The sequence below is a fragment of the Mannheimia kashgarensis genome (assembly GCF_041807705.1).
Lineage (GTDB): Bacteria > Pseudomonadota > Gammaproteobacteria > Enterobacterales > Pasteurellaceae > Mannheimia.
Window position 1 is genome coordinate 29,705 of record NZ_JBGTYY010000008.1, and the last position, 11,745, is coordinate 41,449.

13 protein-coding genes are annotated in these 11,745 nt (G+C 40.7%); 10 read left to right on the forward strand and 3 right to left on the reverse strand.

Annotated elements, in window-relative coordinates; genetic code table 11:
* Positions 1–17 precede the first annotated feature (17 nt).
* The 4 genes from djlA (at position 18) to ACERCF_RS05310 (ending at position 3,576) form a co-directional block, all read left to right on the forward strand.
* Positions 18–875 (forward strand): co-chaperone DjlA, encoded by an 858-nt coding sequence (gene djlA, locus ACERCF_RS05295; protein WP_373612267.1) that lies wholly within the window; start codon positions 18–20, stop codon positions 873–875.
* Positions 875–1,501 carry a DUF2238 domain-containing protein gene (locus ACERCF_RS05300; protein ID WP_373612268.1) on the forward strand — a complete coding sequence of 209 codons (627 nt, stop codon included), beginning with the start codon at positions 875–877 and terminating at the stop codon, positions 1,499–1,501. Before djlA ends, ACERCF_RS05300 begins: the two co-directional genes overlap by 1 nt.
* Positions 1,502–1,578: 77 nt before the next feature.
* A complete protein-coding gene (gene dusC / locus ACERCF_RS05305) occupies positions 1,579–2,529 on the forward strand; it encodes a tRNA dihydrouridine(16) synthase DusC (RefSeq protein ID WP_373624887.1) in 951 nt (316 codons plus the stop codon).
* Positions 2,530–3,576, forward strand: a complete 1,047-nt coding sequence (locus ACERCF_RS05310) for a TIGR01620 family protein (RefSeq protein ID WP_373624888.1) — start codon at positions 2,530–2,532, stop codon at positions 3,574–3,576.
* 34 nt (positions 3,577–3,610) lie between these two features.
* On the opposite strand, the gene ACERCF_RS05315 is transcribed toward ACERCF_RS05310, so the two are convergent.
* Positions 3,611–4,270, reverse strand: coding sequence for a histidine phosphatase family protein (locus ACERCF_RS05315; RefSeq protein ID WP_373624889.1), 660 nt, complete (start codon positions 4,268–4,270; stop codon positions 3,611–3,613).
* 47 nt (positions 4,271–4,317) lie between these two features.
* On the opposite strand from ACERCF_RS05315, the gene ACERCF_RS05320 reads away from it, so the two are divergent.
* The 3 genes from ACERCF_RS05320 (at position 4,318) to ACERCF_RS05330 (ending at position 6,695) form a co-directional block, all read left to right on the forward strand.
* Positions 4,318–4,947: a TIGR01621 family pseudouridine synthase gene (locus tag ACERCF_RS05320; RefSeq protein ID WP_373624890.1), complete on the forward strand. Its 630-nt coding sequence runs from the start codon at positions 4,318–4,320 to the stop codon at positions 4,945–4,947.
* Positions 4,948–5,054: 107 nt separating this feature from the next.
* Positions 5,055–6,002, forward strand: a complete 948-nt coding sequence (locus ACERCF_RS05325; protein WP_373624891.1) for an IS110 family transposase — start codon at positions 5,055–5,057, stop codon at positions 6,000–6,002.
* A 72-nt stretch (positions 6,003–6,074) separates the two neighbouring features.
* Positions 6,075–6,695, forward strand: coding sequence for a glutathione S-transferase (locus ACERCF_RS05330; RefSeq protein ID WP_373624892.1), 621 nt, complete (start codon positions 6,075–6,077; stop codon positions 6,693–6,695).
* A 47-nt stretch (positions 6,696–6,742) separates the two neighbouring features.
* Here the strand turns inward: ACERCF_RS05330 and ACERCF_RS05335 are convergent, their stop codons facing one another.
* Positions 6,743–7,000 carry a helix-turn-helix domain-containing protein gene (locus ACERCF_RS05335; protein ID WP_373624893.1) on the reverse strand — a complete coding sequence of 86 codons (258 nt, stop codon included), beginning with the start codon at positions 6,998–7,000 and terminating at the stop codon, positions 6,743–6,745.
* Between the two features lie 82 nt (positions 7,001–7,082).
* On the opposite strand from ACERCF_RS05335, the gene ACERCF_RS05340 reads away from it, so the two are divergent.
* Positions 7,083–7,526 (forward strand): hypothetical protein, encoded by a 444-nt coding sequence (locus ACERCF_RS05340; RefSeq protein WP_373624895.1) that lies wholly within the window; start codon positions 7,083–7,085, stop codon positions 7,524–7,526.
* Between the two features lie 52 nt (positions 7,527–7,578).
* On the opposite strand, the gene ACERCF_RS05345 is transcribed toward ACERCF_RS05340, so the two are convergent.
* Positions 7,579–9,516, reverse strand: a complete 1,938-nt coding sequence (locus ACERCF_RS05345; protein WP_373624896.1) for an ABC transporter ATP-binding protein — start codon at positions 9,514–9,516, stop codon at positions 7,579–7,581.
* A 211-nt stretch (positions 9,517–9,727) separates the two neighbouring features.
* Here ACERCF_RS05345 and ACERCF_RS05350 point away from each other — a divergent pair, with 211 nt between their 5' ends.
* Together ACERCF_RS05350 and moeA are read left to right on the forward strand one after the other, a co-directional pair.
* Positions 9,728–10,345 (forward strand): MarC family protein, encoded by a 618-nt coding sequence (locus ACERCF_RS05350; RefSeq protein ID WP_373611253.1) that lies wholly within the window; start codon positions 9,728–9,730, stop codon positions 10,343–10,345.
* A gap of 16 nt (positions 10,346–10,361) precedes the next feature.
* Entirely contained in the window at positions 10,362–11,591 is a 1,230-nt protein-coding gene (gene moeA / locus ACERCF_RS05355) for a molybdopterin molybdotransferase MoeA (RefSeq protein ID WP_373624897.1), read from the forward strand.
* Positions 11,592–11,745: the final 154 nt, after the last annotated feature.

Here is an 11,745-nt window from a genome sequence, read left to right on the forward strand (position 1 = left end):
TACGAAAAGGATAAAAAATGCAATTTATTGGAAAAATAATTGGCTTTATTTTAGGCTACCAAATCTTTCACGGTCTATTTGGTGGACTATTAGGGGCATTTATTGGGCATTTGGCAGATAAAAAACTTTATGCCTTAGGCACGGTACGCTCGAGTACTTTTGGTAAAAATCTTACTCGCCAATCGCTTTTCACTCAAACAACTTTTGCCGTTTTAGGGCATATTGCAAAAGCGAAAGGGCGTGTAACAGAAGCCGATATTGAATTAGCTCGTGTATTAATGGCTCGCCTAAAATTAGATGGTGCAGCTCAACAATTAGCTCAAGAGGCTTTCACATTAGGAAAAGAACCTAATTTCCCTCTACGCCAAGTTATTCAAGAGTTTCGTGAAGCCTGTGGGGCAAGAACCGATTTACTGCGTTTCTTTGTTGAAGTACAAATGCAAGCCGCATTGCAAGATGGCGAATTAGACGCAAAAGAACAACAAATTCTGTTTACCATTGCTGAAACAATGGGAATGTCTCGCTTCCAGTTTGAGCAAATGATTGCAATGATTATGGCGGCTCAACAATTCCGTAACGGTGGTTATTATCAGCAAAGTGGTAGTTATCATCAGCAATCTCAAGGTGGGTATCAGGGAAGTTATCAGCAGCCGGCGCAACCAAGTATTGAGGCTGCTTATACCGTATTAGGCGTAACGGCACAAGACGATCAAAATACCGTTAAACGGGCTTATCGTAAGTTAATGAACGAGCATCACCCAGATAAATTAGCAGCAAAAGGCTTGCCTGATGAGATGATGGAGTTGGCAAAAGAGAAAGCCCAACAAATTCAAGCAGCATACGATTTAATTTGTAAAGTAAAAGGGTGGAAATAATGGATTCACGCTCGCATATCATTCCGCTATTTTTAGCTATCGTCATTACTGTGATTGCCGTTTGGTCTGGCTTCAATCCGGCAGATAGAGCGGTGTGGTATGCGGAAGTTGCCCCCATTTTTGTGGTATTCGGTTTGCTGATTATCACTTACCCGAAATTTCAGTTTAGTGACTTAGCCTATTTTCTGATGTCGCTATGGTTGATTATGCACTTAATCGGAGCAAAATATACGTTTGCTAATGTGCCGTTTGATTGGGCAAACCAATTCCTCACGCCATTTTTAGGAGAAGATCGTAACCATTTTGACCGAGTAGCACATTACATTATCGGTTTTTATAGCTACCCGATGGCAGAATGGCTATTGCGTAAACGTAAATGTACCTTCGGGGTTGCCCTCTTTTTCTCGCTGTTTTTTATTATGTCTGTGGCGGCTGCTTACGAAATTATTGAGTGGCAATATGCGGTGATTGAAGGCGGAAATGCAGGCATTGAATTCTTAGGCTCGCAAGGTGATATTTGGGATGCTCAGAAAGATATGTTAGCCGATACTTTAGGGGCAGTAACCGCATTAATTATTTATGTAATCGCCCGCCCTGATTTGCGTATTCACGATAGATATTTTTAACCTTCAAGCGGTTGTTTTTTGCTGATTTTTTGCAAAATGTTGAGGAAAAATAACCGCTTGTCATTTTATTTTAACTGATGAACTCAATTCCAAAAGTCATTCTCGCCCCGATGCAAGGGGTGTTAGATCCTTTTGTTCGTAATCTTTTAACCGCTGTTAATGAATACGATCTCTGCATTTCCGAATTTGTGCGGGTGGTAGATCAAAAATTGCCCAAAAAAGCCTTTTACCGTTTAGCTCCGGAGTTATATCAAGGTGGATTGACGGATTCCGGTACGCCTGTTCGAATCCAAATTTTAGGGCAATACCCAGAATGGTTGGCTGAAAATGCGGCACTTGCGATTGAGCTTGGCTCTCACGGTGTAGATCTCAACTGCGGTTGCCCTTCTAAAACCGTAAACGGTAGTAATGGGGGAGCATCGTTGCTTAAAGATCCTGATTTAATTTACCGCGCCACAAAAGCAATGCGAGAAGCCGTGCCGAATGAGCATATTGTGTCTGTAAAAGTGCGTTTAGGTTGGGACTCTACCGAACAATGCTTTGAAATTGCCGATGCGGTTCAGCGAGGTGGAGCAAATGAAATTACCGTACACGGACGAACAAAATCAGACGGTTATCGAGCAGAACGCATCAACTGGCAAGCGATTGGCGAAATTCAACAGCGTTTGACTATCCCTGTAACTGCTAATGGCGAAATTTGGGATTTTGAATCTGCAAAAAATTGTCAAAAAATAACCGCTTGCAATACCTTAATGATTGGGCGAGGGGCATTAAATACGCCTAATTTAAGCAAGGTAGTGAAATATAATCAGCCGAAAATGGCGTGGAATGAGGTTTTACAACTTCTATTTAAGTATGTTCAAATGGAAAATCAGTTCGATACAGGTTTCTACCACGTTGCTCGCATTAAGCAATGGCTACGTTATTTGGATAAAGAATATCCTCAAGCGGTAGAATTATTTGATATTTTGAAAACCGAACACGGCTATGATGGTCTAAAAGCACATATTGAAAAGGCGGTGGGCTAAATGAGTAAACAAATTTTTAATGAAGAAGAGTTAAAAATAACCGAGCATTTTGAACCTAAACAAGAGTTTGATCTCGAAAATGCGATTATTGAAGAAGAGGAAAAAGCAGTTGAGGCGGAGCTGATTATTGAAGAAAGCCTCAAGCCTTCCCGCTTTTGGATTCGAGTACTACTTGCAACACTTGCCTTGTTTGGCGTGGCGGTAATTGCTCAAAGTATTCAATGGTTGATTGATACGTTCCAGCAAAGAGAGTGGATCTATTTTGCGTTCTCGATCGTGTTTTTTATTGTCAGCTTGCTTGGCATTGGGGCGATTATTTCCGAATGGCGAAAATTGGTCTATTTGCGTAATCATCAGAAAAATCAGCAAGTCAGCCAGCAGCTTTTATTGGAACAACTTCCCTCGAATGATGGCGAACAAGCGGTCAAATTTTGTGAAAATATTGCAAATCAGCTTAACCATTTGCCGACCGTTTCTCAGGCCGAGCAACGCTGGAAAAGCCAGCTTAACGAGGCTTACAATGCCAAAGAGGTACTATATCTGTTTAGCGAAAATGTGCTAAAGCCGATAGATAAACAGGTTAAGCAGATGATTTCCCGCAATGCGGCAGAAAATGCGGTGATTGTGGCGGTTAGCCCGCTGGCAATAGTTGATGTGTTGTTAATGGCGGCAAGAAATATCGCTTTAGTGAATAAAATTACCAAAGCCTATGGAATGGAACTAGGCTACATCAGCCGCTTAAAACTGTTCAAAATGGTGTTAAAAAATATGGTATTTGCTGGAGCAACGGAAATTGCCACCGATGTGGGTATGGATTTCTTCTCGCAAAACCTTACAGCGAAATTGTCGCTCCGTGCTGCACAAGGTATTGGTGTAGGATTGCTAACGGCAAGGCTAGGCATTAAAGCAATGGAATTTTGCCGCCCTGTTGCTTTTCAAGCCAATGAGAAACCAAGAATTTCAGCTATTCGCCAAGAATTATTAACGTCGGTTAAAAATACGGTGTTTGCCAAAACAGAAACAAAAGAAAAAGTGTTTTCTGATTAGGAATGGTAGGGCGGACAATGTTCCGCCCTTAATATTAGTGTTTGTGCTGGCTCGTAGGCACATTATCCAAATGGTCGGTATTATTAAATTCCAGCACCGTTACTTTGCCATTATCCACTTCCACTTTAGTAATGGCAGTATTAATGATAAAACGATGCTTTTCTTCATCACGAAAATCTTGCCACGCAATTTCTTTTAACACAGCGGTAAGTAGCGTTAAAGTCATTCCGTGTGAAACAATCAATATCTTGCCACTATTTTGATGAAGCTGAGCAATTTGATTAAAAACCCGAGTAACACGTTGATAAAGCTGCTCAAATCGCTCGCCGCCATTTGCTTTTGCTAGATATTCCGCAGGGGTGCGTTTCATTATCAAATATTCTTCATTCTCTTGTAAATCAAGGGATTTCATTCCCTCCCAACTACCGAAATCAAATTCATTCAGCCCTTTATGGTGGAAGTGGGGAATATCGCTTAAGTTATTTTCCGCTAAAATATAATTTGCGGTATCTTGAGCCCGTTTTTGCATACTGGAATAGGCTGCTGTAAAAGGCACATCTTTTAACGCAATACCTGTTTTCTTTGCCCCGATAATCCCTTCTTCTACAAGAGGGGAATCGCCTGAGCCTTGTAATCTGCCTTCAATATTCCAAACGGTTCTACCGTGTCGAACTAAATAAATGGTAACAGCCATCGTAATTCCTTGCTAAAATAGTCAAAAATAAACGAGATTATAGCAAAATGACCTTAACATTGCCTATTTGTTATCAGCACCCCGATTTTATTATTATCAACAAACCTGATGGTTTAAGTGTGCATAAAGACGAGACGGAAATCGGCTTAACGGAAATGATGGCTCGCCAGCTTAATGTTGAACAGGTTTGGCTGGTTCATCGCCTTGATAAAATTACCTCTGGATTGTTGATTCTAGCCTTAAATAAAGAAGCGGCTGCGAAGTTTTATCATTTATTTGAACAACATAAAATTTGGAAAACCTATTGGGCATTAAGCGATAAAAAACCGAAGAAAAAGCAAGGCAGAATTGTAGGCGATATGGAAAAAAGCCGTAATGGAGCGTGGAAATTGTGCCACAGCAAAGATAACCCTGCAGTAACACAATTTACCTCTAATACGCTTGAGCCATCACTTCGTCATTTTATTTTGCAGCCGAAAACAGGCAAAACCCACCAACTAAGGGTGGCAATGAAAAGTTTAGGCAGCCCGATTCTAGGCGATAAACTTTATTCAGGAACTGCGGTTGACCGGGTGTATTTACACGCTTATCAACTTGAATTTGAATACGAAAATGAACGGATTTGCGTTCAAGCAGAGCCTACAAGCGGTCATTTTTGGCAAAAAATTTGCATATAATAATATGCTACAGCCTCGTAGGGGCGGGTCCAGTGCCCGCCCGAATAACTTTCATCACAAAAACCGAACAGTTGCACGAACACAACCCGAATACAAGGCAGGTTACGATGAATGAACTTAATTTCTGTGGCATTGATGTTGCTAAACGTAGTTTTGTTGTCGGTATCAGTAGTCGAAAACAGACCAAAACTTTTACCAACAACCCCAAAGGTATCCAACAAGCGGTGGAATACCTGAAAAATTGTGCAAATCTAAGCCTAGTTGTCTTAGAAAGCACAGGCGGCTTGGAAATCCCACTCGCCAAAGCACTTCATCGTGCGGATTTTCGGGTGGTGATTGCTAATCCACGTCAAACGCATCAGTTTGCAATGGCTAAATCGTTGGCGAAAACCGATGCAAAAGATGCAAAAATGCTGGCATCTTACGCCAAAATGCTGGTTTTGGACGATGAGGTTGAAAAACAACTTTATCTTCCGCCAACACCTGAAATGGAGCAATTAGAAGCATTGGTTTTACGCCGTACCCAACTGGTTGAAATGCGGGTGGCGGAGAAAAACCGCCTTCACCAAGTCCACGACAGCCAGCGGGAAAGTGTCCAACAGTTGATTGCCCATTTTGACCGTTTAATTGATGAGCTGGAAACACAAATCAATCAAGCGACGGCTGTATTTGACGACACTTTAAAAAAGTTCAATGACATCAAAGGGATAGGTGCAATCACGAGTGCAACTTTGATGTCAATGCTCCCTGAGCTCGGCAAGCTCAACCACAAGCAAATCGCTTCACTGGTTGGTGTTGCCCCACACCCGAAAGAGAGCGGTAGCCAGAAATGGCATAGTCGCTGTTCGGGTGGGCGACAAGCGGTACGAAACGTACTTTATAATGCGGCGAATGTCGCCCGCCAACACGAACCGAAGTTCAAGGCATTTTATGAACGGCTGATTGCTCGTGGCAAACCGTTCAAAGTGGCGGTAAACGCCTGTATGCGTAAGCTTTTAACCGTGATTAATGCCATCGTCCGTGATGGCTCACAGTGGAATGCTCACGCGGTTTAATTAACGAATTTGTATCTTGCCAAATATTTTGGGGGATACAGTTGCTATACACCAACGAAAATGGAGAACAATATGAAACTTTGGTATTCAACAACAAGCCCTTTTGCTCGTAAAGCTCTTGTAGTCATTAAACACCATCAACTAGATGACAAAGTAGAAATGTTGCGTGTAACTGCTGCAATGGACAGAAACTCGCCACACAACCAAGACAACCCATTAGGGCGTATTCCAGCCTTACAACGCAACTGCGGACACTGGCTATTCGGCAGTTTACTCATTAGCGAATATTTAGACCAAAAAGGCAATAATTCCCCTTTACTGCCAAAAGAGGGTAAACCACGCTGGGCTGTATTGGCATTGCATAACTTGGCTGATGGCATTATGGAAAACACAATGCACACCATTATCCAAGAAAAAATGGCGCGCCCTGAAAATGAATGGTGGCTAAGCCGACACGAGCAATTAATGGAAAGAAATATCCGCACTTTCCAACAGTTGGAAGAGGCTTTGCAAGAATTTGGCACAGAGCTGAATTTAGGCACATTAACTGCGGTGACATTAATTGATTGGTGGGCATTCCGCTTAGATAAAATCGGCTACGATCTTGAAAAAAATCACCCAAATTTAACCGCTTGGGCGGAAGAAATGAATAATAAATACAGTATTTTGGCTGAAACCAAGCCGAGAGTATAGATATTTTGCATTGAAAATAAAGGCATTGAGTTTGTGGCTCAATGCCTTTATTTATTAGGGAATTGTTTCTCAATTTCTTGTAATACAGATAAAGGATCTAAATCTAATCCTTCGCAATAAGCAATAAATTCAAAGATGTCTAATCTTCTTACTCCAGTTTCCACTTTTCCAACGAACGACGAAACAACGCCCATTTTTTCACATAATGCACGTTGAGAAAGATTGAGTTCTTGGCGGCGTTTTATGAATTTTTCTCTCAGCCAAGTATGCTCATTGGAATAGATAGATAATCTTAGGTTACTCATTTGCACCTATTTTAGGTGCAAATTATCTTGAACCGATGTTCGGTCTATATTAGAATATGTTTGAACCTAAATTAGGTTTGCAATGTTATTTTTTGATGATTTATCAAAGTTAGAAATAGTATTAAAATTAAATGGGAATTTAAGTATGAAAAAAGTTATTGTAATTCTGATGACTATAATTTTAATTAGTTGTGTGCCTAAGCCTACATACAATCAATTAGCAATGAAATTGCATATGGGAATGTCTAAACAAGAGACAATTAGCTTGTTGGGTGAGCCTAAAAAAGTTTCAGCTAAAAATACAGATAAAGGAATGGTTGAAGTATTGAGCTATTGGGGGTTATCTGCTGTGGGATTTACTATAGTTGATAATCAAATGCTATCTCAAGATAGACTATTTGTAACCTTATTAAACAATAAAGTTACTGAATGGGGAGATAAATTAGATCCTTCAGAAATGATGGAGAAAACTCAAGAAACAATGAGAGAAACTATAAAAAACTCTCAAGCAATATATACTAAGTAATTCAATATATAAGGCTAAGAAATCAAATTTAGTCTTAGCCTTATTTGGAGATTTATTCCGAAAGCATCTTTTCCAACTCTTCCTGTGCTTCTAACCACTGCATTTCAATATCTTCAACCTGCCTTTTCGCCTCTAGCTGTTTGGCGAGTGTATCCGTTAATTTCGTCTTATTTTCCGCTTCGTAAATCTCACTCTCAGCGAGAATAGACTCAAGTTGATTTAATTTTTCCGTAGCTTTTTCCAACTCTTTTTCCAGCTGCGTGATTTTTTTACGCAGCGGGGCGGTTTGCTGGCGGAGTTCGGCTTCTAAACGCTTTTGCTCTTTACGGTTTGCTGCACTGTTTTCATTTGCTGTAGGTTCACAAGCGGTCGAATTTGGCGAATCTTTTGCAAGGGCTGATTTTGGCTCTTGAGCTAGTGCATTTTGTTCATTCAGCCATTTTTGATAATCGTCTAAATCGCCTTTAAATTCTTCCACTTTACGGTCGTGTACCAAATAAAATTCGTTCACGGTGCTACGAAGTAAATGGCGATCGTGTGAAACCACAACGAGCGAGCCTTCATAATAAGTGAGGGCATCAACAAGGGCTTGTCGCATCTCTAAATCTAAATGGTTGGTTGGTTCGTCTAATAACAGCAGATTAGGGCGTTGCCAAACAATCAAAGCAAGTACTAAACGAGCTTTTTCACCACCTGAAAAAGATTTTACCTCTTGCACCACTTTATCGCCTTTGAAATCAAAGCCGCCCAAGTAGTTACGCAATTCCTGCTCGGTTTTTTCAGGGGCGATTTTTTGCAAATGCCAAAGAGGGCTTTCATCAAAACGCAAAGTATCTACTTGATGTTGAGCAAAATAGCCAAGCTGAACGCCTTTTGCCAGTTGCATTGAGCCTTTTTGTGGCGGGAGTTCGCCTGCTAACAATTTGATTAAGGTTGATTTACCCGCACCATTTCGCCCAAGTAAGCCAATGCGAGAACCGGGCACTAAATTTAGTTTAACCGATTCCAATACGGTTTTATCGGCATAACCGGCACTGACTTTTTCCATCATCAATAATGGGCTAGGTAAGGCAAGCGGTGGGCGGAACTCAAATTCAAATGGTGAATCAGCATACGCAGGGGCGATAAGCTCCATTTTCTCCAACGCTTTAATACGGCTTTGAGCCTGTTTTGCTTTGGTGGCTTTCGCTTTGAAGCGGTCAATAAAGCTCTGCAAATGTGCTACTTTGCGTTGCTGTTGCTGATAAGCGGCGTTTTGCTGGGCGATTTTAGTTGCTCGCTGAATTTCAAACGAGGTGTAATTGCCTGTATATTCGTTGAGTTTTTGATGTTCAATATGAATGATATGGTCAATAATTGGATCTAAAAAATCACGGTCGTGAGAAATCAGTAGTAATGTGCCACGATAGTTGGTGAGCCAACGCTCTAGCCAAATCACCGCATCTAAATCTAAGTGGTTGGTTGGTTCGTCAAGTAGTAATAGATCAGAGCGACAAATTAGGGCTTGGGCTAAATTCAGTCGCATACGCCAACCACCCGAAAATGATTTTACTGGCAGTTGGAGTTCTTCGGTGCTAAAACCTAAGCCATTGAGCAGGGTAGAGGCTCGGGCTTGAATTGTCCACGCATCAATGGTGTCTAAATGGGCGTGAATGGTGGCAATGCGGTTGCCATCATTTGCCGCATTGGCTTCATCAAGCTCAGCTATTAATTTGGTGTATTCACGGTCGCCTTGAATGACGTAATTAAGAGCGGAAATATCCAACGCAGGCGTTTCTTGGTTTACCCACGAAATTGCCCAGTTTTTCGGCAGCGAAACATCGCCCCCTTCAGGTTGTAACTCATTTTTAAGGAGTGCAAAAAGCGAGGATTTCCCACACCCATTTTTCCCTACCAAACCAACTTTCTGCCCTGTATGAATGGTGGCAGAGCTATTATCAATCAGGACAGAATGCCCACGTTTTAAAATTAAATCTGTGAAAAATATCATTACAAGCGGTCTATTTTGTTAAAAATTTTACGTATTTTAGCATAGGAAATTTCAACACAATTAAAATTGTTTGGAGTGAAAATTAAGTTCTATTCAATATACTATGTTGAATAGAACTTAATTTTGATAAATTATGGTGGAATATGTCCTGCAAGCGGTCAATTTATGCTAAAATTTTGCGAATTAGAAATTTGATATAGCAGGAGAGAATATGTTTGATTCATTAGCGGTACAATTTGTGGTTTTATGGGCGGTTATTGACCCGATTGGTTCTGTTCCTGTTTATTTGGCGAAAACCATTGGCTTACCGATTGAAGCACGTCGCAAAATTGCGTTAAATGCGGTACTCATTGCAGGAGGTATTTTAATTTTCTTCCTGATTGGTGGGCAGATTTTATTAGAGTCAATGCAAATTCCATTACCTGCTTTCCAAGCTGCGGGTGGTTTAGTGCTTTTATTATTCGCTTTGACAATGATTTTTGGCGAAAGCAAGCCGGATCAAGAAATTAAAATGAATAGTAGTTTAAGTGAATTAGCCGTTTACCCGTTAGCTGTTCCCTCTATTGCCTCACCCGGGGCGATGATGGCGATTGTGTTATTAACCGATAATCATCGCTTTAGTGTAGGTGATCAGTTCATTACAGCCGGTATTATGATGCTTGTATTATTTATTACTTATCTATTGCTAATGGCAGCAAATAAAATTCAGCATTTAATCGGTAATGCAGGAGCGGCAATTATTAGCCGTGTAATGGGCTTAATCTTGGCAGCGATTGCGGTGAATAACTTGCTTATTGGTGTGCGTGATTTCTTCGTGCAAGTGAGCTAATTGAATAGGAGATATTATGGCGCTTTTACCTCTTTCTGATGCTTTAGAGAATATGCTTGCCCGCTTGCCTGCTCCAACAACGGTTGAGCAGTTACCATTAAATGAATGTGCAAATCGAGTGCTGGCAGAAGATATTTTCTCACCAATTAACGTACCGAATTTTGATAATTCCGCGATGGACGGTTATGCGGTACGCATTGCCGATTTAGAGCAAAATTTAACCTTAAAAGTTGCAGGCAAAGCCTTTGCGGGTAATCCGTTTAATGGTGAACTCCAAGTAGGCGAATGTGTACGTATTATGACAGGTGCGTTAGTGCCAAATGGTGTTGATGCCGTTGTAATGCAAGAGGAAACTACCTTAAATGATGATGGCTCTGTAACCTTTAACCATATTCCGAAATTAGGCAGTAACATTCGCCGCATTGGGGAAGATGTTAAACAAGGTGCATTGGTACTGAAAAAAGGCTCGTTATTGAATGTCGCGAGTTTGCCTTTGCTGGCTTCACTTGGCATTGCCTCTGTGCCTGTTTTTGCAAAATTAAAAGTGGCAATCCTTTCGACGGGCGATGAATTAACCTCAGTTGGAGAACCTTTGGCAGATGGAAAAATTTACGACACTAACCGTTTTGCCGTACGTTTAATGTTGGAAAAACTCAACTGTGAGATTTTAGATTTTGGCATTTTGCCTGATGATGAAGCCTTATTTGAACAAACCTTTATTGAGGCGCAAGAGAAAGCTGATGTTGTGATTACTAGCGGTGGTGTATCGGTTGGCGAGGCAGATTTTACTAAAACGGTATTAGAAAAATTAGGCGAAATTGGCTTTTGGAAAATTGCAATGAAACCGGGCAAACCATTTGCATTCGGTAAATTGGAAAAGGCGTGGTTCTTTGGTTTACCGGGAAATCCAGTCTCTGCATTGGTTACATTTTACCAGTTAGTACACCCTGCGTTAGCGAAATTATCAGGATTATCAGCAGATAAAATTGCAAATCTTACGCAAAATTTCACCGCTTGTAGTGCAGAAAAATTGAAAAAAGCGGTTGGTCGCCAAGATTTTCAGCGTGGTTATTACTATGCAAATGAAAAAGGCGAATTAGAAGTTAAACCGATTGGCACACAAGGTTCGCATATTTTCAGTGCTTTCAATGAAAGTAATTGTTTCATTGTGCTGGAAGCTGAACGAGGCAACGTGGAAACTGGGGAAAAAGTAACGGTTCAGTCGTTTAATTTTCTTTTAAAATAACATTTTCCAGAAATAAATGTAGGGGCGAAAAATTTTTCGCCCTTTCATTTAGATAATATTTGGGGCGAAAAATTTTTCGCCCCAAATATTATCTAAATGAAAGGGCGAAAAATTTTTCGCCCCTACTTTGTTTTCAATCTATGGATTTAGGATA